Raw genomic sequence first — 23,462 nt, 5'->3', positions numbered from 1 at the left:
ATTACCCATAAGTTCATTACACTTTGTCCTGAGCCTAGCCAGAAATACGCCTACTGCCATGCGTCGAACCAAAGAAGAAGCCGAGAAAACCCGTTGCGCCATCCTTGAGGCCGCCGAAACGCTGTTTTTGGAAAAAGGTGTGGCGCACACCAGCCTGGAGCACATCGCCCGGCATGCCGGGGTGACGCGCGGCGCTGTGTATTGGCACTTTGCCAACAAGGCGGATCTGTTCAACGCCATGCTCGGCCAAGTCCGTCTGCCGCCCGAGCAATTGGCCGAGCGATTGCGCGGCTGCCCGGCTCACGACCCGCTCATGACCCTGCGAGAGCTGTGCATTGAGGCCATCGAAAACCTGGCGCGCGATCAACAAAAACGCCGCATCTTCACGATTTTGCTGCGCCGATGTGAGTTCACCGAAGAGCTGCGAGAGGCCGAAGAACGCCACGAAGCCTTTATCAATCTGTTTATCGCGCTCTGCGAACAGCAGTTCAGTGCACCGTCCGTCGCATCACGGCTGCACCCTGGATTGAGTCCGCGCCTTGCAGCGAGGGCGGTGCACGCGCTGATTGTCGGTTTATTCCACGATTGGTTACGCGACCCCAATCTATTCGACCCGCTCAGCGATGCTGCGCCGATGATCGATGCCTGCTTTCGTGGGCTGATCCGCGACTGGCCAGACGCAACCGTGCTTACGCCAAGCTAACCCCGTAGCCCTGTTCAACGATGGCCACCATCAACTGATCCACCGGCACGCTACTGCTCACCCGCACCTCACCGCCGGGAAATTTCACTTTCACATCCGCCGCCGGATCACAGGCCAACAGCGCCTCGGTGATGGTTTTGACGCAATGTTGGCAAGTCATGCCATCAACCCGAAATGCGTGAACCTGAGAAACTCGCATAAACAACCTCCTGAATTAATAAACCGCATGATAAACGGTTAGCTGAGTGTTGCCCTTGCCATAAGCGTAAGGTCAAGGTATATAACGGCTTGACCTTACCCGCATGGCAAGGTTGATCCTGTGCTGGAACTCAATAGAGGACCACCCATGTCCAGCCTCACTACCTTCAACCTGCCCATCAGCGGTATGACCTGCACCAGCTGCGCTGGGCGGGTCGAGCGCGCCCTGGCCAAGGTGGCGGATGTCGCCAGCGTCAGCATCAACCTGGCCAGTGAACAGGCCCGCGTCGAAGCGCCCGCTGACAGCCTGGAACAGTTGGTCAATGCCGTTAGCGCAGCCGGCTATCAAGTACCCAGCGAGCGTCTGGAGCTGGCTCTTTCCGGCATGACCTGCGCCAGCTGTGCGGGGCGTATCGAACGCGCCCTGGCGCAGCAACCGGGCGTGCTCTCGGTCAGCGTCAACCTGGCCAGCGAGCGGGCGCAGTTACAGCTGCTGCGCGGCACTGATCACCAGGTTCTGCTGCACGCTGTCAGCCAGGCCGGCTACCGCGCCAGCGTGCTGGACGATGCAAACCGGACTCAACCGACCGCCGAACGGCATCTGCAACGCGAGCGCTGGGCCCTGCTGCTGGCTATTGTGCTAACCGTACCATTGGTCATTCCCATGCTCGTCGAACCCCTCGGCCTGCACTGGATGCTACCGGCCTGGCTGCAATTCGCCCTGGCCACACCGGTACAATTTATCTTCGGCGCACGCTTCTACCGTGCGGCCTGGAGCGCCCTGCGCGCCCGTGCCGGGAATATGGACCAGCTGGTGGCCATCGGCACCAGCGCCGCCTATGGCCTGAGCCTGTATCAGTGGGCGGCAAGCCCGGCTGGCAGCATGCCGCATCTGTACTTCGAAGCCTCGGCGGTGATCATCACGCTGATCCTGCTCGGCAAATACCTGGAAAGCCGCGCTAAACACCAGACCAGCAGCGCCATCCGCGCCCTGCAGGCGCTGCGTCCGGAACGCGCCCTGCGCCTGCGCGATGGCGTCGAGCAATGGGTGGCGCTGGGTGAGCTGCAACTGGGCGACACCATCGTGGTAAAGCCCGGCGAACGCTTCCCGGTCGATGGTCTGGTTCGCGAAGGCCAGAGCCATGCCGACGAAGCGCTGATCAGCGGCGAGAGCCTGCCGCAACCCAAGCAGCCGGGTGAGAGCGTCACCGCCGGGGCAATCAACGGTGAAGGCCGCCTGCTGGTGGAAACCACCGCCTTGGGTGCGGAAACTGTGCTGTCACGCATCATTCGCCTGGTCGAAGATGCACAGGCAGCGAAAGCGCCGATCCAGAAGCTGGTGGATAAAGTCAGCCAGGTCTTCGTGCCCAGCGTGCTGCTGATCGCCCTGGCTACCCTGCTCGGCTGGCTGTTCTACGGTGCAGGTATCGAAACCGCGCTGCTAAATGCCGTGGCCGTACTGGTCATCGCCTGCCCCTGCGCCCTCGGCCTGGCCACACCCACCGCGATCATGGCCGGCACCGGCGTGGCGGCTCGCCACGGCATTCTGATCAAGGACGCCGAAGCCCTAGAAATCGCCCATTCGGTGACCCTGGTGGCCTTCGACAAGACCGGCACCCTGACCTCCGGCGCGCCGCGTATCGCCCACCTGCGTGCAGTAGACAGCGACACGACCCAGCTGCTGCAACTGGCCGGCGCCCTGCAGCGCGGCAGCGAACATCCGCTGGCCAAGGCGGTGTTGGATCAGTGCACAGAACAACAACTGAGCCTCGCCGACGTCAGCAACAGCAAGGCGCTGGCCGGGCGCGGTATCGCCGGGCAGATCGGCGAGCGACAACTGGCGCTGGGCAACAAACGCCTGTTGGAAGAACACTTCCTGCACCACGATGAACTGGCCGCCGACGCCCTGGCCTGGGAAGCCGAAGGCCGCACCCTGTCCTGGCTGCTGGAATTGGCGCCGCAACCGCAGGTGCTCGGTCTGTTTGCCTTTGGTGACACGCTCAAGCCAGGCGCAGCCGAGGCCATCGCCGCGCTGACCACTCAAGGCATTGCCAGCCACCTGATCAGCGGCGACAACCCCGGCAGCGTCAAGGCGGTCGCCGAGGCCCTGGGCATCAGTGCAGCGCATGCCGAAGTGCTGCCGGCGGACAAGGCGGCGATCATCAGCGAGCTGAAAAAACACGCGGTGGTGGCCATGGTCGGCGACGGCATCAACGACGCGCCCGCGCTGGCCGCCGCCGATGTCGGCATCGCCATGGGCAGCGGCACCGATGTGGCCATGCACGCGGCCGGCATCACCCTGATGCGCGGCGACCCGCGCCTGGTGGCCGACGCCCTGGATATAAGCCGACGCACCTACAACAAGATCCGCCAGAACCTGTTCTGGGCCTTCGCCTATAACCTGGTCGGTATTCCCCTGGCGGCCGCCGGTCTGCTTAACCCGATGCTCGCCGGCGCCGCCATGGCGTTGTCCAGCGTCAGTGTGGTGAGCAATGCCTTGCTGCTGAAAACCTGGAAACCCAAAGACCACGAATAAGCCGCAGGGCAGGAGAATAACCATGAATATCGGCCAAGCCGCCAAGAAAACCGGCCTTAGCGCCAAGATGATTCGCTACTACGAAAGCATCGACCTATTGCCTGAAGCCGGCCGCACCGACAGCGGCTACCGCCAGTACTGCCAGCAGGACCTGCATCGCCTGGCGTTTATCAAACGCTCGCGCGATCTGGGCTTTTCCCTGGCCGAAGTCAGCCAGCTACTGGCCCTGTGGCAGGACCGCCAACGCGCCAGTGCCGATGTGAAAGCCCTGGCCTCTACCCATATCGCCAAACTGGAACGCAAAATCAGCGAACTCAGCGGCCTGCGCGACACCCTCAAGGAGTTGATGGACAACTGCCAGGGCAACGACCGCCCGGACTGCCCGATCCTCAAGGATCTGGAGTCCGGCTGTTGCCATTGAAGGCTTAGAGCCTGTTTACGATCTCGCGAGCTAGAGCCAGACAAGGCAAAAACAGCCGAGGAAGCGGAGTTTACGAGCTGTAAATGAGCATTCCGAGGCTGTTTTTAACGCCGGATGGCCGACGCGCAGCAGATCGTAAACAGGCTCTTAGATCGCCTGCTGCAAGGCCCGGCAATCTACCGCGAAATGATCGGCCAACTCCGGCCAAGGGTTTTCCGCCAAGTTGACCAGCACGCTGCGCGCCCCGGCGGCGCGGGCGCATTCCAGGTCAAAGCGGTAGTCACCCACCATCACCAGTTCGCTCGGCGCCACTTGCCAGGTTCTGGCGAAATGCAGCAGGCCACCCGGATCAGGCTTGGGCGGCGCTTCGTCACGGCCAATCACGTCCGGCACGGCAAAGCAGTCGTCCAGACCGATGGCGCGCAGGGTCAGCAGCGCCAGTTCATGGGCGTTGCGGGTGAGAATGCCAAGCCGGCAACCACGCCCGCGCAGCTCGCGCACCAGCTCAATCGCCCCGGGAGCTGGCTGCGAAGCCAAAGCCAGTTCACGCTCATGCTCCAGCAGCCAGGCATGTTTGGCCGCAGCCACCGCCTCAGGCAACGACGCCAGATAGCCAAGAATGTCTTCAGCTAATGGAATATCCAGCGCCCGCTTGATGGCCTCAAAGTCGTGCACCGCCAGGGTCAGGGTGCCGTCCATATCGAACACCCAGTGCTTCGCACTGCGCAAAGTCACTTCCAATCCTCACGGCTCATTTCCAGTCCTCTCGCACGCGGGTGAGCCCTTCCTGGGCAACCGAGGCAACCAACTGGCCCTGGCGATTGAAAATGCTGCCACGGGAGAAGCCACGGGCGTTGCCAGCCCAAGGGCTGTCCATGCTGTAGAGCAGCCAGTCGTCCATGCGCAGGTTGCCGTGGAACCACAGCGAGTGGTCGAGGCTGGCGACCTGCATGAACTTCTGCCACACCGACACGCCATGCGGCAGCATCGAGGTGGTCAGCAGGTTGAAGTCGCTGGCGTAACCCAACAGGTACTTGTGCAGCTGTGGGTCATCCGGCAGCTCACCAGCCGCACGGAACCACACATGCTTGACCGGTTCGCTGGGTTTGGGCGCAAACGGGTTGCTCAGGGTGACAGGACGGATCTCGATCGGTTTATCGCTTACCGCGCGCTCACGCATGCGCTCCGGCAAGGCATCCACCACCAGGCGCGCCAGTTCGGTTTCCGATTTGAGGCCTTCAGGCCCCGGCACGTCCGGCATGCTGTTCTGGTGATGAAAGCCCTCTTCATCGAACTGGAACGACGCGCTGCAGGTAAAGATCGGCTTACCCTTCTGGATCGCCGTCACCCGCCGCGTGCTGAAACTGCCGCCGTCGCGTACGCGCTCAACCTGATACACCACCGGCAACGTGGCATCGCCGGGGCGCAGGAAATAGCCGTGCATGGAATGCACATGGCGCGCGGCCTCGACCGTCTGACTGGCCGCCGATACACATTGGCCGAGCACCTGGCCGCCATACAGCTGGCGAAAGCCCAGGTCCTGGCTGACGCCGCGGAACAAATTCTCTTCGATGGTTTCCAGGGTCAGCAGGGCGACCAACTCATTCAACACCTGACTCATGCATGCTCTCCTGTTAACGCATCTGGCTGGGGGCGAGATGGTAAAGACTTTGCCAACGCTTGTCGGCCCGACTGAAAGATGGATGTGGACAATAATGGCAGCATTCTAGCCAATCGAGCGCGGAGCTTGAGCGCAAGCAGAGCCTGCCGCCATACTTTGGCCACTTCCGCCCGAGCCCGCCCCCATGCGCCTGCCGCTGGTCTATCACGACGACTACAGCCCGCCCTTCCCGGCCAACCACCGCTTCCCCATGGAGAAGTTTCGCCTGCTGCGCGATCACCTGGTGGAAAGCGGCCTGAACACCGATGCCGAACTGCTGCGCCCTGAACTGTGCCCCACCGACGTACTCGCCCTGGCCCACTGTCCGGCTTATATCCAGCGTTTTGCCAGCGGCGAACTGGCGTATGAAGAACAACGCCGCCTCGGTCTGCCCTGGAGTGCCGCCCTGGCGCAGCGCACCATTCGCGCCGTGGGTGGCTCGCTGCTGGCGGCGGAGCAAGCGCTGCAACACGGTCTAGCCTGCCACCTGGCCGGCGGCACCCACCATGCGCATTACGACCATCCGGCCGGTTTCTGCATCTTCAATGACCTGGCAGTGATCAGCCAGTACCTGCTGGCCAGCGGCAAGGCCCAGCGCGTGCTGATCTTCGACTGCGACGTGCATCAAGGCGATGGCACCGCGCGCCTGCTGGAGAACACCACGGAAGCGATCACCGTGTCGCTGCACTGCGAAAAGAACTACCCGGCGCGCAAAGCCGCCAGCGACTGGGACATTCCCTTGCCCAATGGTATGGGCGACGCTGAATATCTGAAGGTAGTGGATGACACCCTCAACTACCTGCTACCGCTGTATCAGCCAGATATCGTGTTGTATGACGCTGGCGTTGACGTGCACCAGCACGATGCCCTCGGCTACCTCAACCTTACGGACGCGGGCATTGCCGCCCGTGACGAAGCCGTGCTTAACCACTGCCTGAGCCGCGATATTCCGGTGGTCGGCCTGATCGGCGGCGGCTACGACAAGGACCGCATGGCCCTGGCCCGCCGTCACGGCATCCTGCATCACAGTGCCGCCAAGGTCTGGCAAATGCGTGGGCTGGGATAAAAGCGCCATAGGCGCTGTCACATCGCGCATCTTCACGACCAAGGAATTCGCCCAGCATGTACGCCAAACTCAACACCTTGCCGGCCCTGCTGGCCTTACTCGCACTCGGCAGCGCCGCCCACGCTGACGACACACTGCAGACGCGGGTGGACGAAACCATTCGCCCGCTCATGGCGGAACACGATATTGCCGGTATGGCCGTGGCGATCACCCATAACGGCCAGGCGCACTACTTCAACTACGGCGTGGCGCGCCTGGACGACCCGCAGCCGGTGAGCAGCGACACCCTGTTTGAAATCGGCTCGCTCAGCAAACCGCTTACCGCCACCCTCGCCGCCCTGGCCCAGGCCACCGGCAAGCTGACCCTCGCCGACAGCGCCGGCCAGCACTGGCCCGAGCTGCAAGGCAGCCAGCTGGAACACGCCAGCTTGCTCAACCTCGGCACCTACACCGCCGGCGGGCTGCCGGTGCAGTTCCCTGACAACGTAATCGACCCGGCCAGCATGCTCGCCTATTACCGCCAGTGGCAGCCTGAATACGCGGCGGGCACACACCGGCGCTATTCCAACCCCAGCATCGGCCTGCTCGGCATGCTCGCCGCCAAGAGCATGGGCAAGCCGTTCCCCACCTTGATGGAGGGCACGCTGTTCCCCGCGCTCGGCATGTCGCACAGCTATATCCAGGTGCCGACAGCGCAGCTGCCGCGCTATGCCTTCGGCTACAGTAAGGACAACCAGCCGCTGCGCGTCACCCCGGGCATGCTCGACGCCGAAGCCTACGGGGTGAAAACCACGGCCCGGGACATGCTGCGCTTTGTCCAGGCCAACCTGAATCCTGCCGGCCTGAATAAAGACCTGCAGCGCGCCATCGCCATGACCCACACCGGTTATTACCGCGTCGGCGAGATGACCCAGGGCCTCGGCTGGGAGCGTTACCCCTACCCGATCAGCCTGGAGCGCCTGCAGGCCGGCAACTCCCCGGCCATGGCCCTGGAATCGCAACCTGCTACACGTCTCGCACCACCGGAAAGTGAGCCAAGCGACACCCTGTTCAATAAAACCGGCTCAACCGGCGGCTTCGGCGCCTACGCGGTGTTTGTCCCCAGTCAGAACCTCGGCTTGGTCATGCTGGCCAACAAGAACTACCCCAACGCAGCCCGAATCAAAGCGGCCCACGCCATACTGAACGCCTTGGATAACAACGCCGCCCCACACTGAAAAGGAATAGCGTCATGGATGATTCGTTTGCCCTGAACCAAGCCAACTGGAACGAGCGCGCCGCCTTGCATGCGGCGTCGCCCGATTACCAGGTTCAGCTGTTTATTGCCTCGCCCGCGCATTTATCCGAAGTCGTGCGCTTTGATCTGCCGCGCCTCGGCGATATCCGTGGCCTGCGCGCGGTGCACCTGCAATGCCATATCGGCACCGACACCCTGTCGCTGGCTCGCCTGGGTGCGCAGATGAGCGGTCTGGATTTCTCTGCAGCCTCGTTGGAGCAAGCCCGCCTACTGGCGAGCAGCTGCGGTGAGCAGATCGAATTTGTCGAAGCCTCTGTGTACGACGCGGCCAAGGCGCTCGACGCGCAATCGTTTGACCTGGTTTATACGGGCATCGGCGCGCTGAACTGGCTACCGCAGATCGATGACTGGGCACGCAATGTCGCCGCCCTACTCAAGCCCGGCGGACGGCTGTTTCTGCGTGAAGCCCACCCCGTGCTGATGGCGCTCGACGAAGACTGCGAGGACACCCTGCAGATTGCCCACCCCTACTTCGAACACAGCCAACCAACCGTCTGGGATGACGAGCACACCTACGTAGAAACCGACACCCTGCTGACCGCCACCACCACCCACGAATGGAACCACGGCCTGGGCGAAATCATCACCGCACTGCTGAATCACGGCATGCATCTGACGGCCCTGGAAGAGCACACCAGCCTGCCCTGGGAAGCCCTGCCGGGTCAGATGAGCCTGGGCGAGGATGGTGAGTGGCGGCTGGATAACCAACCGGAAAGGCTGCCGTTGAGCTATACGCTGCAGGCGGTTAAGGTCGGCTGACCCGCAGGCGGACAGTGAGACTGTCCACCTACGGCATTCGATTACCCCGCCAACACTTTATCCAGCGCCTGCTCAAGGGTCGCTACGGTGCGTTCGATATTGCCCAGCTTGTCCAACCCGAACAGACCCAGGCGGAAGGTCTGGAAGTCTGCTGGTTCATCGCACTGCAGCGGCACACCCGCTGCAATCTGCAGGCCCTGGGCGGCGAATTTGCTGCCGTTCTTGATGCTCGCGTCGGTGGTGTAGCACACCACTACTCCAGGGGCATCAAAGCCTTCGGCGGCGACGCTTTTAAAGCCTTTGCTGGCCAGTAATGCGCGCACGCGATCACCGAGCTCCTGCTGCTGGCTGCGCACGGTGGCAAAGCCGATGGCTTCGGCTTCGCGCATGGCATCGCGAAAGCGCGCCAGGGCATCGCTGGGCATGGTCGCGTGGTAAGCGTGGCCACCCTGCTCGTAGGCCTGCATGATCTGCAGCCATTTTTTCAGGTCACAGGCAAAGCTGGTGCTTTGAGTGGCTTCGACGCGGGCTTGGGCGGCTTCACTGAGCATCACCAGGGCGCAGCAGGGCGAGGCGCTCCAGCCTTTTTGCGGGGCGCTGATCAGCACATCGATACCGCAGGCCTGCATATCCACCCAGAGGGTGCCGGAGGCGATGCAATCGAGCACAAACAGGCCGCCGACCGCATGCACAGCATCCGCCACGGCGCGCAGGTAGCCGTCTGGCAGGATCATTCCGGACGAGGTTTCCACGTGCGGGGCAAATACCACCTGCGGCTTTTCAGCGGCGATCACCGCCAGCACATCGACCAGCCGTGGCGGCATGAATGCCGCCTGACTGCCCTCGGCAACCGGACGCGCCTTGAGCACAATCGCTTCCGAGGGGATCTGGCCCATCACGAAAATCTGCGTCCAGCGATAGCTGAACCAGCCATTGCGCAGTACCAGGCACTTCTGCCCGGTGGCCAGCTGGCGCGCTACAGCCTCCATACCATAGGTGCCGCTACCGGGCACGATAGCCACGGCATGGGCGTTGTAGACCTGCTTCAGGGTGCTGGAAATATCCGTCATCACGCCCTGAAACGACTGCGACATATGGTTGAGGGAGCGGTCGGTGTAAACCACCGAGTATTCGATCAGGCCGTCGGGGTCGATGCTGGGGTAGAGGTCAGACATAAGGGGCTCCAGTCAGAAAAGTCTCCCGCGACCCTGCCCGAAGCCGGGGCAAATGACAAGGTCGCGGCAGGCTCGGTTAGAATGCACGCCCGTAATTCCCGCCTGATATCGCCATGACCGACAGCCACCCCGCATTTGCTCCACGCGTTGCCATTATCGGCGGCGGCCCTGCCGGGCTGATGGCGGCCGAAGTGCTGGCCCAGGGTGGTGTGCAAGTCGATCTTTATGACGGCATGCCTTCGGTGGGACGCAAGTTCCTCCTGGCCGGGGTCGGCGGGATGAATATCACCCATTCCGAAGCCAAGCCGACTTTTGTCGCTCGTTATGGCCCGCGCCAGGCTGAAGTGGCCGAGCTGCTAGAGGCGCTCGATGCCGACGCCTTGCGCGCCTGGATTCACGACCTGGGTATCGACACCTTTATCGGCACTTCGGGGCGGGTATTCCCCACCGATATGAAAGCCGCACCGCTGCTGCGCGCCTGGCTCAAGCGTCTGCGTGAACTGGGTGTACAGATCCACACTCGCCACCGCTGGCTGGGCTGGAATAGCCAGGGAGCGCTGCGGATTGCCTCACCCGCTGGCGAACAGACCGTGAATGCCGACGCCACGCTGCTGGCCCTGGGCGGTGCCAGCTGGGCACGACTAGGCTCAGACGGCGCCTGGGTCAGCCTGCTGCAAGACCGTGGCGTGACCATCGCGCCGTTGCAGGCTAGCAACTGTGGCTTCGATGTAACGGCCTGGAGTCCGTTTCTGCGGGACAAGTTCGCCGGCGCGCCGCTTAAGAACGTCAGCCTTAACCTGGCCAGCGAGACGCCGCGTCTGGGCGAATTTGTGCTGACCGCCAGCGGTATCGAAGGCAGTTTGGTGTATGCCCTGTCAGCCGCTATTCGCGAGACGATCAACCAGCACGGTAGCGCTACCCTGCACCTCGACCTGCTGCCGCAAACGCCGCTTGCTAAATTGCAGACAGCCCTAAGCAAGCCGCGTGGCTCGCAGTCCATGGCTAAACACCTGCATCGCCAGGCGGGGATCGACGGGGTCAAAGCTGCTCTGCTGCGGGAACTGGCCAGTGCTGCAGCCTTCAATGATCCCGTGCTACTGGCCAATGCAATCAAGGCCCTGCCGATCACCCTGGTGCGTCCGCGGCCATTGGATGAAGCCATCAGCACAGCCGGCGGCGTGCCGTTCGAGCAACTGGACGAGCAACTGATGCTCAAGGCGCTGCCTGGCACTTTCTGCGCCGGGGAAATGCTTGACTGGGAAGCGCCCACTGGCGGCTACCTGCTGACCGCCTGCTTTGCCAGCGGCCGCCGCGCCGCCCAAGGCATGCTCAACTGGCTGCCGCACACCAGATAAGCCCACACGCCGGGCCTCAAGCGGCTATGCTTGGGAAAACCGTCACAGAGCGGTGTTCTTCCACGCGCACAGGTACTCTCCAGCCGTGATTCCACTAGTGGTCTGCGACGACTCGAACATGGCGCGCAAGCAGTTGATCCGCGCCCTGCCGCCTGAATGGCCAGTGACCATCAGCCAGGCCACCAATGGCCAGGAAGCCTTGACCGCGCTGCGTCAGGGGCTGGGCCAGGTGATGCTGCTGGACCTGACCATGCCCGTGCTGGACGGTTATGAAACCCTCGCGGCCATGCGCGCTGAGGGCCTCGCCTGCAAGGTCGTGGTGGTGTCCGGCGACGTGCAGGATGAAGCCGTCCGCCGGGTCAAGGAACTCGGTGCACTGGCCTTTATCAAGAAGCCGGCTGACCCCGACACCCTGCGTAACACCCTGCTCGAACTGGGCCTGTTCGACCCCAAAGCCACCCCGACTGCGCTTGCTCAGGCTGCCGTGCTGGATGAGTTGAAGGTCAACTTCCGCGATGCTCTGCGCGAAGTGACCAACGTCGCCATGGGCCGCGCCGCCGCGTTACTGGCCAAGGTGCTGCACGTTTTTGTGCAATTGCCGGTGCCCCAGGTGAATATCTTCGAGGTCAGTGAGCTGCACATGACCCTCACCGACGCCATGCGTGGCGAGCGCCTGAGCGCGGTGTGCCAGGGCTTTATTGGTGATGGCATCGCCGGTGAAGCACTGCTGCTGTTCCATGACTCAGAAGTCGCCGACATGGCCAAGCTGCTGGGCTGGCAGCCGAAAGACGACACCCAAACCTCGGAAATGCTGCTGGACCTGGCCAGCATCCTCACCGGCGCCTGCCTGGCCGGGATCGCCGAACAGATCGACGTGCGCTTCTCCCAGGGCCATCCACAGCTGTTGGGCCAGCATTCCTCCATCGAGCGGCTGATTCACCTCAACCAGCGGCGCTGGCGCAAAACCCTGGCCATTGAAGTGAGCTACAGCCTGGAAGCCCACAATATTCACTTTGATCTATTGCTGCTGTTTACCGAAGACTCGATCAAGCGCCTGACCAACAAACTCAACTACCTGATGAGTTAAGCCATGCCAGCACAGATAGACATCAAAGAGGTTCACTGGCTGCTCGATATCGTGCAGTGCATTGACGTTGGCGTGATCGTGCTCGACCGCCAATACCGGGTTGAGGTGTGGAACAGCTTTATGGAAAACCACTCTGGCATGGGCCCGGACGAGGTGCACGGCAAAACCCTATTCAGCCTGTTCAGTGAAATCGACGAAGCCTGGCTACGGCGCAAGGTGGATACCGTCGTAGCGCTGGGCACCCGTGCTTTCAGCCTATGGGAACAGCATCCCTACCTGATGCACTTCAAGAACTACCAGCCGATTACCGGCCAGGAAGATTTCATGTACCAGAACGTCACCCTGCTGCCACTGGGCGGCTCGGGCAACGCGGTGGAACATATCTGCGTGGTGATCTACGACATGACCGCCGCGGCCACCCATAAGAAACAACTGGAAGCGGCGCAGGCCAATCGCTAAGCGATTTGCCCGCGAGCGGCGCATTCGGGCAAAAGACGCCCCCGGATTGCATCCGGGATGCGGTTGAGATTACTTAACAAACTTACCGGGCTTACCCGCTTTCCCGCCAAAACTCGGCACCTTGCGTACGGCCTTGACCGCCGGTGCAGCCGGTTCATCGGCCTCCATCCAACGCCCCAGGCTGCCGCCTTTACCGCCGCCAACCACTTTCGGCTTCTTGGCTTTTTTCGGCTTTTTCACCACCTGGCCGCCGGGCAGGGTCTGCGGCACGCGGTGGTCGGGGATAAAGTCTGGTTCATCGATGCGCTGCAGAACTTGTTGCGTCAGGGTTTCGATGGCCGAGAGCAGCTGCACTTCATCAGCGCAGACCAGCGACACCGCCTGACCGGTGGTGCCGGCACGCCCGGTGCGGCCGATACGGTGCACATAGTCTTCGGCGACGATGGGCAGGTCGAAGTTGACCACCAGCGGCATGTCGTCGATATCCAGGCCACGGGCTGCCACATCAGTAGCTACCAGCACCTTGACCTCGCCGTCCTTGAAGCGCTGCAGGGCACGCTGGCGAGTGGCCTGGGGTTTGTCGCCGTGAATCGAGTCGGCGCTGATGCCGTGGCGTTGCAGCTCGGCCTCCAGCTCATCAACACCCTTACGGGTTTTCACAAACACCAGAGCCTGGCTCCAGCGCTTGGTTTGATAGAGGTGCAGAAATAGCTCAGTCTTGCGCTTCTTGTCCACCGGGATCAGCCACTGCTTGACCGATTTGGCGGCAGCGTTACGCGGGCTGACCTCAATGCTCAGTGGGTCATTCAGCATCTCGCCGGCCATGCTGCGGATCGTTTCGGAGAAGGTGGCGGAGAACAACAGGGTCTGGCGCTTTTTCGGCAGTGCGCGGAACACACTTTCCAACTCGTTGGCAAAACCCAGGTCGAGCATGCGGTCGGCTTCATCCAGCACCAGGGTTTGCACCTGATTGAACTTCACCGCGTTCTGCCGGAACAGGTCGAGCAAGCGGCCTGGGGTGGCCACCAGCACGTCCACACCTTTGCGCAGCTTCATCATCTGCGGGTTGATGCTGACCCCGCCATACACCGCGTAGCTGCGCAGCGGCAGGTGCTGACCGTAGGTGAGAAAACTCTGCAGCACCTGCTCGGCCAGCTCACGGGTCGGCACCAGCACCAGCGCACGCACCGAATTACTCGCCACCTCTGGGCCTTCCATCATCAGCCGTTGCAGCACCGGCAAGGCAAAGCCTGCGGTCTTGCCGGTGCCAGTCTGCGCGGCGGCCATCAGGTCGCGGCCCTGCAGAACCGGCACGATGGCCTGAGCCTGCACGGCCGTGGGGGTTTTGTAATCGAGGCTGTCGAGGGTGCGTAGCAGAGGCTCGATCAGGCCGAGGGAGGCAAACGTCATAGGGCTAACCGCTAAAATAAGTCGATGGCGCAGAGTTTATCCTGCTTGGGCGCAGACGGCCTGGCTGTCTTCACCGGGCCATCAACTACAAAGCCCGGAATGATCCGGGCTTTAAGGTACGAGCGTACACGTGTTGAGTTAGGGCTTGTGCGGCCGCGCGAGAAACTCGTGGGATTGCATTTCCAGCAGACGACTCAGCGTGCGCTGGAACTCGAAGGTAAGACGACCGCCAGTGTAGAGGTCTTTCAGCTCCACCTCGGCAGAGATGATCAGCTTGACGTTGCGGTCGTAGAACTCATCCACCAGGTTGATAAAGCGCCGGGCCATGTCGTCCTTCGCAGTGCTCATCTGCTCGACATTGGCCAGCAGCACCGCATGGAAGATTTTACCCAGTTCGATGTAGTCGTTCTGGCTACGCGGGCCATCGCACAGCTCACGGAAGTCGAACCAGGCCACGTCATCACCGACCTTGCGCGCCACGATGGCGCGGCTCTCGATCATCAGCGGCTCGTTTTCCTGCACCTCGCAGTGCTCAGGCAGCAGGCTGACAAAGCTCTTCTGCAGGCTTTCCTCGGCGGCGGCGTCCAGCGGCCAGTGGAACAGCTCGGCTTGCTCCAACGCACGCAGACGGTAGTCGATACCGCTGTCGACGTTGACGATCTCGGTGTGCTGCTTGAGCAGGGCGATGGCCGGCAGGAAGCGCGCGCGCTGCAAGCCGTCCTTGTACAGGCCATCCGGCACGATATTGGAGGTAGCAACCAAGCTCACACCGTTCTTGAACAGCTCTTCCAGCAGGGTGGCGAGGATCATCGCGTCGGTAATATCACTGACGAAGAATTCGTCGAAGCAGATCACCCGTGCCTCATCGGCGAAACGCTTGCCGATAATGGTCAGCGGGTTCTTCTCGCCCTTGAGGGTGCGCATTTCTTCGTGCACGCGCTTCATAAAGCGGTGGAAGTGCGTGCGCACCTTGCGCTCGAACGGCAGCGCATCAAAAAAGGTGTCGACCAGGTAGGTTTTGCCGCGACCCACGCCACCCCAGAAGTACAGGCCCTTGACCGGCCCCTGCGGTTTTTTGCCGAACAGCTTGCCGAAGACGCCGGCGCTGCCCTTGTCGGCAGCGATCAGGTCGTCATACAGGCGCTGCAAGTGACGCACCGCAGTTTCCTGGGCAGCGTCATGAAAGAAATCAGGGCGTTTAAGGTCAGCCTGGTAGCGTTCTAGGGGGGTCATAAACTCGTTAGCCGGGCAAGTAAAACGGGGGCGTCACTTTAGCGACGCCCCCGTTGATTGGCAATCGGCCAGCATGGCTGCTGGACGGAAATCCGATTAATGCACCGCCCTGCGTGTTACTCAGCGGGTGCTAGCGCCTCACGCAGGCGCTGAATCGCCGCCTGACATGCACTGCTGTCGGCGAATGTAGGGCTTTGCGCCACGCACTCATCGTCCAACCAGACGCCAAAACCGCCATCCTGCTCGCGCACATCCAATGCTTCACCGGATTGCAGACGCTTATTCGCCATGCCTGCCGCTTTACCATCGGCAAACGATTTGGACAGCAGCAACTGCTCGCCAGCGGCATCCAGCAGGCGGAAGCGGAAGCTGCCGTCATCGTCGCGGAAGCTGACAAAGCGCGCGCTCTTGCCCGCTTTTTTCTTCTCGCCCGCCGTATTGACGGCTTGGCTGCGGAACGAGCGCAGGCCCACAGCCTCGCGCAGCTCACCGAGAAACGGTGTAGCAGTCTTGCGCGCCTTGGCGGCACCGGCCAGGAGGATGTCTTCCAGATCGGCCGGTTTGCTGATCAGCGCATGGTAACGCTCGCGCGCCTCGCCCAGCTCGGCCTCCAGTAAGTTGCACAGCGCCTGCTTGGCTTCGCCCCAGGCCATGCCGCCTTCCAGCGCAGCACGGAAGTCCGCCTGCTGAGTGGGTGCGGCAAAGGCTTGATAAAGGGTGAACAGGTGCGAGCTGTCGGGATCTTTGGGTTCACCCGGCAGCTTGGAGTCAGTCACGACACGCGCAACGGCATCCTTGAGTTGCTTGGCACTGCCGAACAACGGGATGGTGTTGTCGTAGCTCTTGCTCATCTTGCGCCCATCAAGGCCTGGCAAGGTCGCTACGTCTTCCTCGATCACCGCTTCGGGCAGGGTGAACAGTTCCTTGCCATTACCAAACAGGTGGTTGAAGCGCTGACCGATATCGCGGGCCATTTCCACGTGCTGGATTTGGTCGCGGCCGACCGGCACCTTGTGCGCGTTGAACATCAGGATGTCCGCTGCCATCAGCACCGGGTAGCTGAACAGCCCCATGGTGATGCCCGCATCCGGGTCTTCGCCTTGCTCGACGTTCTTATCTACCGAAGCCTTGTAGGCGTGCGCGCGATTAAGCAGGCCCTTGCCGGCAACGCAGGTGAGCAACCAGCACAGCTCGGGAATCTCGGGGATATCCGACTGGCGGTAGAAAGTTGCCTTGTCGGTATCCAGCCCCAACGCCAGCCAGGTGGCGGCGATTTCCAGACGCGAACGCTGGATACGCGCAGGCTCATCGCACTTGATCAGCGCGTGGTAGTCGGCCAGGAAGTAGAACGAATCTGCATCAGCGGCGCGGCTGGCGACGATGGCCGGGCGAATCGCGCCCGCGTAGTTGCCCAGATGCGGCGTGCCGGTGGTGGTGATGCCGGTAAGGATACGAGTGGTCATGTTCAGGTTCGCTTTACTTGAGCCATCTTATGATCTCGCGAGCTAGAGCCTGGCTAGGCCCTACGTTAGTAACAGCCTACGGCTGGTCAAAACGGCGAGAAAACGGAGTTTACTGGTGTAAATGAGCATTCCGAGACGCCGCGTCCCGGCCTGTTTTTAACAACGCTAGGCCGACGCGCAGCAGATCAGAGACGCGGCAGCAGCAGATCTTTGAGATCAGTAAGCTTGCCGTGAAAAAAGTGGCCGCATTCTGCCACTTTCAGCAGCTCATGGGCACGCCCGAGTGCCGCCGACCACTGGGACACCACCTGAGGGTCGATCACTTCGTCGTCTTCAGGCTGGATCAGGATCAGCGGGCAATGGCTGGCTGGGGGCGTTTCTTCGCTCAGGCGCTGCACGGCCGGCGCCACCATAAATAGCTTATCGAGCGTCACACCCTGGGCTTCCAGGCGTGCGCCGAGCGCAGCAGCGACAAAGCCACCAAAGGAAAAACCCAGCAGGGTCACGGGTAATTCGGGATGCTGCGCACGTAGCCAGTTGGCCACGGCCTCGGCATCATCCACCTCACCGCTGGCCATATCGTGGCTGCCCGCACTGGCGCCGACGCCACGGTAATTGAAACGCAACGTGGCCAGGCCACAGTCACGGGCCGTGCGTTGCAGGGTGGAGACCACCTTGTTGAGCATGGTGCCGCCCTGCACCGGATTGGGGTGGCAGATCAGCGCCACGCCACGGGCATCGGGGGTGTCCAGCCACAGGGCTTCGAGTTGGCCGCAGGGGCCGGCAATCATTAGAGGGGTTTCGCGGGTGAGCAACAGGGAACTCCGTGACCTCGCAGTGGGTCGACTCGTCTAGCTGACAGCCTGCGCCATACACACACCACCGCAAACGTTTCGGCATTGCATTGCGGTATACAGCACAGGTTCGAGCCGTTAACGTAAAGCAAAGCCGTTTAGAGAGGAAGGACTCGTGGAACAGACGCTCACCGCCTGGTTGCTACCCGCCATTACCCTGGTAGCTGGCATTGCCATTGGCTTCCTGATTGCCCGCCTGGCACCCAATGCGGCCCCTAGCCGCACCCAGCGTCAGCTGGATGAAATTCAAGAACGCTTCGACACCTACCAAAGCGAGGTGGTGACTCATTTCAACACCACCGCCAACCTGGTGAAAAAGCTCAGCCAAACTCAACTGGACGTGCAACAGCACCTGTCGGACGGGGCCAATCGCCTGGCACTCGACGAGCTGACTCGCCAGCGCCTGCTCGCGACCCTGCACGCCGATGAAAGCAGTGAAAAGCGCGAGCGTATCAAGGCACCGGTCCATCATGAAATGCCAAAGGACTACGCGCCGAAAAGCGCCGATGTGCCAGGTATGCTCGATGAAAGCTACGGTTTGAAGAACAAATAAACGCCGCTGACTCGGTCGTTTCGGCGACCGAACAGGCAATAAAAAGCCCCGCACTAGACGGGGCTTTTTAATGTGCAGCAGATTTAGATGGCGCCGCGCTCACGCAGCAGAGCCAACACCTGCTTGACGCCCTCTTCCACCGACAGCGACTGCGTATCGATCACCAGATCGGCATTCAGCGGCACATCATAGGGGAAGGATTCACCCGGGATATTGTCACCACCCGCCGCGTACAAGCCCTGCGGATCACGCTCAGCGCATACCTGCGGAGACGCCTGCACATAGACAGTGATCAGGCGCTCTGCACCGATCAATGCTTTGGCCTGTTCACGGCCTTCGGCATCCGGCGCCACAAAGGCGGCCAGGGTTAGCAGACCGGCTTCGTTGAACTGACGCGCCACATGCGCGGCACGGCGCCAGTTCTCGGTGCGCCCGGCACGATCCTGCGGCAGACCTTTGTTCAGGTCATGGCGCAGATTCTGGCCATCCAGCACATAAACCGCCCGGCCCATGTCGAACAGCTTGCGCTCTACGGCGTAGGCCAAGGTGCTCTTGCCCGCGCCGGACAGGCCGCTGAACAGCACGGTGGCCGGCTGCTGGCCGAAGCGCGTGGCACGCTCTTCGGTGGACACGTGCGCCAGCTTGCCATGATGGCCACCCGCGCCAGCCTCAACCGGCTCAGCGATGATCATGCCAGCGCCCACGGTGCCATTGGTCAGACGGTCGATGACGATAAACGAGCCAGTGGTGCGGTTGTGCGCATAGCCATCAAGCGCAATCGGCGCATCCAGGGCGATACGCACCTGGCCGATTTCGTTGAGCTGCAAGCTGCTCGCCGCGCCATGCTCCAGGGTGTTCACATCGACCCGGTGGGTGATGCTGGCAATCGAGCCCGGCACATAGCTGGTGGCACGCTTGATGTCGTATTTCTTGCCCGGCAGCATCGGCTCTTCGGCCATCCATACCAGCATGGCGTCGAAGCTGTCGACCACCTGCGGACGGTTGTCGGCATGCACCAGCATGTCGCCACGGGAGACGTCGATTTCGTCTTCCAGGGTGATGGTGATCGCCTGACCTGGACCGGCCTGCTCCAGCTCACCTTCGAAGGTGACGATGGATTTGACCTTGCTGCCCTTGCCCGACGGCAGCGCAATGATTTCGTCGCCCTTACGCACGATGCCACTGGCCAGGGTGCCAGCGAAACCACGGAAGTTCAGGTTCGGACGGTTGACGTACTGCACCGGGAAGCGCAAGTCGTCGAAATTGCGATCGCCCGCCACTTCCACGGTTTCCAGAATTTCCATCAGCGACTGGCCGGTGTACCAAGGCGACTGCTCGCTCTTGTTCACCACGTTGTCGCCCTTCAGCGCCGACATCGGCACGAAGTGCAGCGAGCTTGGCTTGAGCGCAATACCTTCGGCGAACTTCAGGTAATCGGCCTTGATCTGCTCGAATACGCCTTGATCGAAGCCCTTGAGGTCCATCTTGTTGATGGCCACAACGATGTGCTTGATGCCCAGCAGGCTGGCGATAAAGCTATGACGCTTGGTCTGGGTCTGCACACCGTAGCGCGCGTCGATCAGGATGATCGCCAGGTCGCAGGTGGAGGCACCAGTGGCCATGTTGCGGGTGTACTGCTCATGGCCCGGGGTGTCGGCGATGATGAATTTGCGCTTGGCGGTGCTGAAATAGCGGTAGGCCACGTCGATAGTGATGCCCTGCTCGCGCTCGGCCTGCAGGCCGTCGACCAGCAATGCCAGATCGACTTCCTCGCCAGTGGTGCCGGACTTCTTCGAGTCACGGGTGATGGCTTCCAGATGGTCTTCATAGATCATCTTGGAGTCATGCAGCAGGCGGCCAATCAGGGTGCTCTTACCGTCGTCGACGTTGCCGCAGGTAAGGAAGCGCAGCAGTTCTTTACGCTCGTGCTGGGCCAGGTAAGCGAGGATGTCTTCGCTGATCAGATCGGATTGGTGCGACATATTAAAAGTACCCCTGACGTTTTTTCTCTTCCATGGAACCGGCAGCATCGTGGTCGATGACGCGGCCCTGGCGCTCGGAAGTACGGGTCAGGAGCATTTCCTGAATGATGTCGGTCAGGCTGGTGGCCGTGGACTCCACCGCGCCAGTCAGCGGGTAGCAGCCGAGAGTGCGGAAACGCACCATCTTCTTGGTGATACGGGCTTTCTCTTCATCCGAGAGGTGCTCAAGGATGCGATCGTCGTCGATCATGATCAGCGTGCCATTCTTCTCGATCACTTCACGCTCGGCAGCGAAGTACAGCGGCACGATCGGGATCTGTTCCAAGTAGATGTACTGCCAGATGTCCAGCTCGGTCCAGTTGGACAGCGGGAATACACGGATCGACTCGCCCTTCTTGACGTTGCCGTTGTACACATTCCAAAGCTCGGGACGCTGGTTCTTCGGGTCCCAGCGGTGCTTGCTGTCGCGGAAGGAGTACACGCGCTCTTTAGCGCGGGATTTCTCTTCGTCACGACGAGCGCCACCGAAGGCGGCATCAAAGCCGTACTTGTCCAGCGCCTGCTTGAGACCCTCGGTCTTCATCACGTCGGTGTGCTTGGCACTGCCGTAGGTGAAGGGGTTCATGTCCTGCGCCACGCCATCGGGGTTGATGTGGGTGATCAGGTCCAGGCCGTACTCGTTGACCATCTTCTCGCGGAAGCTGTACATCTCCTGAAACTTCCAGCGCGTGTCGACGTGCATCACCGGGAACGGCAGCTTCCCTGGGAAGAACGCCTTGCGTGCCAGGTGCAGCATCACGGCGGAGTCTTTACCGATGGAATAGAGCATTACCGGGTTGTCGAATTCGGCGGCCACTTCACGAATGATGTGGATACTTTCCGCCTCCAGCTGTTTCAGGTGGGTCAGTTTATCGAGCATGGCTACTCACGAAATGCGATGTGTTTGGGCCGGCGGGCCGTGGACGAGGGCGCACTCTAGCACAGCACCCACTTCTAATCAGGAGCCCAGTTAGATCGAAACGATCTAGCTTTATACCTGCAGGAAAGACGATTCAGAACCTGCTCACGAGATAGCGAGCTAGAGCCGGACAAGGCAAAAATGGCCGAGGAAGCGGAGTTTACTGGCTGTAAATGAGCATTCCGAGGCCATTTTTAACGCAGTCTGGCCGACGCGCAGCAGATCGTGTGCAGGTTCTTAGATAGGGTTTGGGCAATCAATAAAAAGATGCTCAATAGCAAAGCGCCGCGCCAGATAATCACCCAGCGCCTGCACACCGTAACGCTCGGTGGCGTGATGGCCGGCGGCGATAAAGCTGATGCCATTTTCCCGGGCACTGTGGAAGGTCTGCTCAGAGGCTTCACCGGTTAGGTACAGATCAACCCCAGCGGCAATCGCCTGATCGATATACCCCTGACCGCCGCCGGTGCACCAACCGACTCGACGAATCATCTCGTCGCCTTCTACCAGCAGGGGTTCGCGGCCAAGCACCTGATGCACATGGCGGGCGAAATCGCGCGGGCTCATGGCCTCGGCCAGCGAGCCAATTAGACCGACGGTGCGCGGATTTTCTGGCTCCAGCGGGCCTTCCACGGTAATACCCAGCTGAGCGGCCAACTGCACGTTGTTGCCAACGTCGGCGTGCACATCCAGTGGCAGGTGATAGGCCAGCAGGCTGATGTCGTTGGCCAGCAGGGTCTGCAGACGGCGGCGCTTCATCCCGGTGATGCAGGGATTCTCACCCTTCCAGAAGTAACCGTGATGCACCAGCAGCACATCGGCGTCGGCTTCAACCGCAGCCTCGATCAGCGCCTGACTGGCGGTCACGCCACTCACGATACGCCGAACCTGCGGCCGGCCCTCGACCTGCAGGCCATTGGGACAGTAATCACTGATGCGCGCGGCATTCAGGTAGCGGTCGGCTTCGTCCACCAGGGTCGCCAGAGCAATGGCCATAGGGTTTCCTTATCAACAGGTGTGCAGGCGCTGCTTTATTCGCAGCCACCTCTCTATAATGGCGCACCTTAAGGGGCGCATCCGCCCCCGGCAACCCTCAGGATTGGATCGATGTTCAAGGCCCTGCGTTTCCTCGGCTGGCCCCTGTTGGTCGGTGTGCTGTCAGCACTGCTGATCATGCAGTATTTCCCTCAGTGGGTCGGCTTGCCGGGGCAGGACGTGCACGTGCGCCAGGCGCCGTTCTACAGCCGTATGCAGGAAGGTCCGGTGTCCTATGCCGACGCGGTGAACCTGGCCTCGCCGGCCGTCGCCAACCTGTACACCACCAAGTTCGTCAACAAACCTGCGCATCCATTGTTCGAGGACCCGCAGTTTCGCAAGTTCTTCGGCGATAACCTGCCCAAGCAACGGCGTATGGAGTCGAGCCTCGGCTCGGCAGTGATCATGAGCCCGGAAGGCTACTTGCTGACCAACAACCATGTGGTCGCGGGTGCTGATCAGATCGTCGTGGCCCTGAAAGATGGCCGCGAGACCCTGGCTCGCATCATTGGCAGCGACCCGGAAACTGACCTCGCGGTGCTGAAAATCGACCTGCAGGACCTGCCGTTTATCACCCTCGGTCGCTCAGACAATATCCGTATTGGCGACGTCAGCCTAGCCATCGGCAACCCGTTCGGCGTTGGCCAAACCGTGACCATGGGCATCATCAGCGCCACCGGGCGCAACCAGCTGGGCCTCAACACCTACGAAGACTTCATCCAGACCGACGCGGCGATCAACCCCGGTAACTCCGGCGGCGCCCTGGTGGATGCCTACGGCAACCTGGTGGGTATCAACACCGCGATTTTCTCCAAGTCCGGCGGCTCCCAAGGCATCGGCTTTGCCATCCCGGTCAAACTGGCGATGGATGTGATGCAGGCGATCATCGAGCACGGCCAGGTGATTCGCGGCTGGCTGGGTATCGAGGTGCAGCCGCTGACCCCGGAACTGGCGGAATCCTTCGGCATGGACGGCCGCCCTGGGATCGTCGTGGCCGGTATTTACCGCGACGGCCCCGCGCAGAAGGCCGGCCTGCAGCCAGGAGATCTGATCCTCAGCATCGATGGTGAAGCCGCCGGCGATGGCCGCCGCTCGATGAACCAGGTGGCGCGTGCCAAGCCGGGTGAGAAGATCAGCATCGACATCCTGCGCAACGGCAAGCCCCTGAAACTGACCGCTGAGATCGGCGTAAGACCGCCCGTCAACGGCAGCTAACCCTCCTCCTTTTTCACTTTGCGCAACGCAAGCGATAACTCTT

The 23,462-nt window shown here is 61.5% G+C and carries 22 protein-coding genes; 11 read left to right on the top strand and 11 right to left on the bottom strand.

Features of this window, described 5'->3' with window-relative positions; all coding sequences use genetic code 11:
• Nucleotides 1-58 precede the first annotated feature (58 nt).
• Complete coding sequence (locus tag CUR33_RS18790; protein ID WP_289240555.1) at nucleotides 59-703, top strand: TetR family transcriptional regulator; 645 nt, start codon at nucleotides 59-61, stop codon at nucleotides 701-703.
• On the opposite strand, the gene CUR33_RS18785 is transcribed toward CUR33_RS18790, so the two are convergent.
• Nucleotides 690-902, bottom strand: coding sequence for a heavy-metal-associated domain-containing protein (locus CUR33_RS18785; RefSeq protein WP_289240554.1), 213 nt, complete (start codon nucleotides 900-902; stop codon nucleotides 690-692). The genes CUR33_RS18790 and CUR33_RS18785 overlap by 14 nt on opposite strands.
• A gap of 147 nt (nucleotides 903-1,049) precedes the next feature.
• Here CUR33_RS18785 and CUR33_RS18780 point away from each other — a divergent pair, with 147 nt between their 5' ends.
• Together CUR33_RS18780 and cueR are read left to right on the top strand one after the other, a co-directional pair.
• A complete protein-coding gene (locus CUR33_RS18780) occupies nucleotides 1,050-3,437 on the top strand; it encodes a heavy metal translocating P-type ATPase (protein WP_289240553.1) in 2,388 nt (795 codons plus the stop codon).
• Between the two features lie 22 nt (nucleotides 3,438-3,459).
• Nucleotides 3,460-3,858: a Cu(I)-responsive transcriptional regulator gene (gene cueR / locus CUR33_RS18775; RefSeq protein ID WP_289240552.1), complete on the top strand. Its 399-nt coding sequence runs from the start codon at nucleotides 3,460-3,462 to the stop codon at nucleotides 3,856-3,858.
• Between the two features lie 147 nt (nucleotides 3,859-4,005).
• Here cueR and CUR33_RS18770 read toward each other — a convergent pair whose 3' ends face one another.
• Both CUR33_RS18770 and tesB read right to left on the bottom strand, forming a co-directional pair.
• Nucleotides 4,006-4,593: an HAD family hydrolase gene (locus CUR33_RS18770; RefSeq protein WP_289240551.1), complete on the bottom strand. Its 588-nt coding sequence runs from the start codon at nucleotides 4,591-4,593 to the stop codon at nucleotides 4,006-4,008.
• Between the two features lie 16 nt (nucleotides 4,594-4,609).
• A complete protein-coding gene (gene tesB, locus CUR33_RS18765; RefSeq protein WP_167147477.1) occupies nucleotides 4,610-5,479 on the bottom strand; it encodes an acyl-CoA thioesterase II in 870 nt (289 codons plus the stop codon).
• 184 nt (nucleotides 5,480-5,663) lie between these two features.
• On the opposite strand from tesB, the gene CUR33_RS18760 reads away from it, so the two are divergent.
• From CUR33_RS18760 to CUR33_RS18750, 3 genes are read left to right on the top strand one after another with little or no spacing between them, the layout of a single operon-like run.
• Entirely contained in the window at nucleotides 5,664-6,584 is a 921-nt protein-coding gene (locus tag CUR33_RS18760) for a histone deacetylase family protein (protein ID WP_289240550.1), read from the top strand.
• A gap of 56 nt (nucleotides 6,585-6,640) precedes the next feature.
• Nucleotides 6,641-7,801 (top strand): class C beta-lactamase, encoded by a 1,161-nt coding sequence (ampC, locus tag CUR33_RS18755; RefSeq protein WP_289240549.1) that lies wholly within the window; start codon nucleotides 6,641-6,643, stop codon nucleotides 7,799-7,801.
• Nucleotides 7,802-7,815: 14 nt separating this feature from the next.
• Complete coding sequence (locus CUR33_RS18750) at nucleotides 7,816-8,640, top strand: class I SAM-dependent methyltransferase (RefSeq protein WP_289240548.1); 825 nt, start codon at nucleotides 7,816-7,818, stop codon at nucleotides 8,638-8,640.
• A 41-nt stretch (nucleotides 8,641-8,681) separates the two neighbouring features.
• On the opposite strand, the gene CUR33_RS18745 is transcribed toward CUR33_RS18750, so the two are convergent.
• Nucleotides 8,682-9,815, bottom strand: coding sequence for an aminotransferase class V-fold PLP-dependent enzyme (locus CUR33_RS18745; RefSeq protein WP_289240547.1), 1,134 nt, complete (start codon nucleotides 9,813-9,815; stop codon nucleotides 8,682-8,684).
• 113 nt (nucleotides 9,816-9,928) lie between these two features.
• Here CUR33_RS18745 and CUR33_RS18740 point away from each other — a divergent pair, with 113 nt between their 5' ends.
• The 3 genes from CUR33_RS18740 (at nucleotide 9,929) to CUR33_RS18730 (ending at nucleotide 12,716) form a co-directional block, all read left to right on the top strand.
• Entirely contained in the window at nucleotides 9,929-11,170 is a 1,242-nt protein-coding gene (locus CUR33_RS18740) for a TIGR03862 family flavoprotein (protein ID WP_289240546.1), read from the top strand.
• 85 nt (nucleotides 11,171-11,255) lie between these two features.
• Complete coding sequence (locus CUR33_RS18735) at nucleotides 11,256-12,257, top strand: response regulator (RefSeq protein WP_090255453.1); 1,002 nt, start codon at nucleotides 11,256-11,258, stop codon at nucleotides 12,255-12,257.
• A gap of 3 nt (nucleotides 12,258-12,260) precedes the next feature.
• A complete protein-coding gene (locus CUR33_RS18730; protein ID WP_090255456.1) occupies nucleotides 12,261-12,716 on the top strand; it encodes a PAS domain-containing protein in 456 nt (151 codons plus the stop codon).
• 69 nt (nucleotides 12,717-12,785) lie between these two features.
• On the opposite strand, the gene CUR33_RS18725 is transcribed toward CUR33_RS18730, so the two are convergent.
• The 4 genes from CUR33_RS18725 to CUR33_RS18710 all read right to left on the bottom strand — a co-directional run bounded on the left by CUR33_RS18725 (nucleotide 12,786) and on the right by CUR33_RS18710 (nucleotide 17,637).
• Nucleotides 12,786-14,126: a DEAD/DEAH box helicase gene (locus CUR33_RS18725; protein WP_289240545.1), complete on the bottom strand. Its 1,341-nt coding sequence runs from the start codon at nucleotides 14,124-14,126 to the stop codon at nucleotides 12,786-12,788.
• 138 nt (nucleotides 14,127-14,264) lie between these two features.
• Nucleotides 14,265-15,359: a cell division protein ZapE gene (gene zapE / locus CUR33_RS18720; RefSeq protein WP_167147462.1), complete on the bottom strand. Its 1,095-nt coding sequence runs from the start codon at nucleotides 15,357-15,359 to the stop codon at nucleotides 14,265-14,267.
• A gap of 116 nt (nucleotides 15,360-15,475) precedes the next feature.
• The gene (locus tag CUR33_RS18715) at nucleotides 15,476-16,822 is read right to left on the bottom strand and encodes a tryptophan--tRNA ligase (RefSeq protein WP_289240544.1); all 1,347 of its coding nucleotides are present in this window, start codon (nucleotides 16,820-16,822) and stop codon (nucleotides 15,476-15,478) included.
• 185 nt (nucleotides 16,823-17,007) lie between these two features.
• Nucleotides 17,008-17,637, bottom strand: a complete 630-nt coding sequence (locus tag CUR33_RS18710) for an alpha/beta hydrolase (protein WP_289240543.1) — start codon at nucleotides 17,635-17,637, stop codon at nucleotides 17,008-17,010.
• A gap of 154 nt (nucleotides 17,638-17,791) precedes the next feature.
• Here CUR33_RS18710 and CUR33_RS18705 point away from each other — a divergent pair, with 154 nt between their 5' ends.
• On the top strand, nucleotides 17,792-18,229 hold the full coding sequence (locus CUR33_RS18705) for a YhcB family protein (RefSeq protein ID WP_090255468.1): 438 nt from the start codon (nucleotides 17,792-17,794) through the stop codon (nucleotides 18,227-18,229).
• An 83-nt stretch (nucleotides 18,230-18,312) separates the two neighbouring features.
• On the opposite strand, the gene cysN is transcribed toward CUR33_RS18705, so the two are convergent.
• From cysN to CUR33_RS18690, 3 genes are all read right to left on the bottom strand, one after another.
• A complete protein-coding gene (gene cysN / locus CUR33_RS18700) occupies nucleotides 18,313-20,211 on the bottom strand; it encodes a sulfate adenylyltransferase subunit CysN (RefSeq protein ID WP_282876757.1) in 1,899 nt (632 codons plus the stop codon).
• A 1-nt stretch (nucleotide 20,212) separates the two neighbouring features.
• Nucleotides 20,213-21,130: a sulfate adenylyltransferase subunit CysD gene (cysD, locus tag CUR33_RS18695; protein WP_069517898.1), complete on the bottom strand. Its 918-nt coding sequence runs from the start codon at nucleotides 21,128-21,130 to the stop codon at nucleotides 20,213-20,215.
• A 276-nt stretch (nucleotides 21,131-21,406) separates the two neighbouring features.
• Nucleotides 21,407-22,165: a Nif3-like dinuclear metal center hexameric protein gene (locus CUR33_RS18690; protein WP_289240542.1), complete on the bottom strand. Its 759-nt coding sequence runs from the start codon at nucleotides 22,163-22,165 to the stop codon at nucleotides 21,407-21,409.
• Between the two features lie 111 nt (nucleotides 22,166-22,276).
• Between CUR33_RS18690 and algW the strand changes: the two genes are divergently transcribed.
• Entirely contained in the window at nucleotides 22,277-23,419 is a 1,143-nt protein-coding gene (gene algW, locus CUR33_RS18685) for a Do family serine endopeptidase AlgW (protein WP_090255473.1), read from the top strand.
• The last annotated feature ends 43 nt before the right edge of the window (nucleotides 23,420-23,462 follow it).

Source organism: Pseudomonas sp. FEMGT703P (assembly GCF_002786345.1).
Lineage (GTDB): Bacteria > Pseudomonadota > Gammaproteobacteria > Pseudomonadales > Pseudomonadaceae > Aquipseudomonas > Aquipseudomonas peli.
The sequence above is the reverse complement of the archived record's forward strand: the minus strand, read 5'-3'. Positions and strand labels throughout refer to the sequence as shown.

Excerpts from the sequence above, each read along its gene's own strand:
- zapE (WP_167147462.1), bottom strand. The coding sequence starts at position 15,359 with ATGACCCCCCTAGAACGCTACCAGGCTGACCTTAAACGCCCTGATTTC.
- CUR33_RS18740 (WP_289240546.1), top strand. The coding sequence starts at position 9,929 with ATGACCGACAGCCACCCCGCATTTGCTCCACGCGTTGCCATTATCGGC.
- tesB (WP_167147477.1), bottom strand. The coding sequence starts at position 5,479 with ATGAGTCAGGTGTTGAATGAGTTGGTCGCCCTGCTGACCCTGGAAACC.
- CUR33_RS18790 (WP_289240555.1), top strand. The coding sequence starts at position 59 with ATGCGTCGAACCAAAGAAGAAGCCGAGAAAACCCGTTGCGCCATCCTT.
- ampC (WP_289240549.1), top strand. The coding sequence starts at position 6,641 with ATGTACGCCAAACTCAACACCTTGCCGGCCCTGCTGGCCTTACTCGCA.
- CUR33_RS18760 (WP_289240550.1), top strand. The coding sequence starts at position 5,664 with ATGCGCCTGCCGCTGGTCTATCACGACGACTACAGCCCGCCCTTCCCG.
- CUR33_RS18745 (WP_289240547.1), bottom strand. The coding sequence starts at position 9,815 with ATGTCTGACCTCTACCCCAGCATCGACCCCGACGGCCTGATCGAATAC.
- CUR33_RS18780 (WP_289240553.1), top strand. The coding sequence starts at position 1,050 with ATGTCCAGCCTCACTACCTTCAACCTGCCCATCAGCGGTATGACCTGC.
- cysN (WP_282876757.1), bottom strand. The coding sequence starts at position 20,211 with ATGTCGCACCAATCCGATCTGATCAGCGAAGACATCCTCGCTTACCTG.
- algW (WP_090255473.1), top strand. The coding sequence starts at position 22,277 with ATGTTCAAGGCCCTGCGTTTCCTCGGCTGGCCCCTGTTGGTCGGTGTG.
- CUR33_RS18785 (WP_289240554.1), bottom strand. The coding sequence starts at position 902 with ATGCGAGTTTCTCAGGTTCACGCATTTCGGGTTGATGGCATGACTTGC.
- cueR (WP_289240552.1), top strand. The coding sequence starts at position 3,460 with ATGAATATCGGCCAAGCCGCCAAGAAAACCGGCCTTAGCGCCAAGATG.
- CUR33_RS18690 (WP_289240542.1), bottom strand. The coding sequence starts at position 22,165 with ATGGCCATTGCTCTGGCGACCCTGGTGGACGAAGCCGACCGCTACCTG.
- CUR33_RS18750 (WP_289240548.1), top strand. The coding sequence starts at position 7,816 with ATGGATGATTCGTTTGCCCTGAACCAAGCCAACTGGAACGAGCGCGCC.
- CUR33_RS18715 (WP_289240544.1), bottom strand. The coding sequence starts at position 16,822 with ATGACCACTCGTATCCTTACCGGCATCACCACCACCGGCACGCCGCAT.
- cysD (WP_069517898.1), bottom strand. The coding sequence starts at position 21,130 with ATGCTCGATAAACTGACCCACCTGAAACAGCTGGAGGCGGAAAGTATC.
- CUR33_RS18730 (WP_090255456.1), top strand. The coding sequence starts at position 12,261 with ATGCCAGCACAGATAGACATCAAAGAGGTTCACTGGCTGCTCGATATC.
- CUR33_RS18725 (WP_289240545.1), bottom strand. The coding sequence starts at position 14,126 with ATGACGTTTGCCTCCCTCGGCCTGATCGAGCCTCTGCTACGCACCCTC.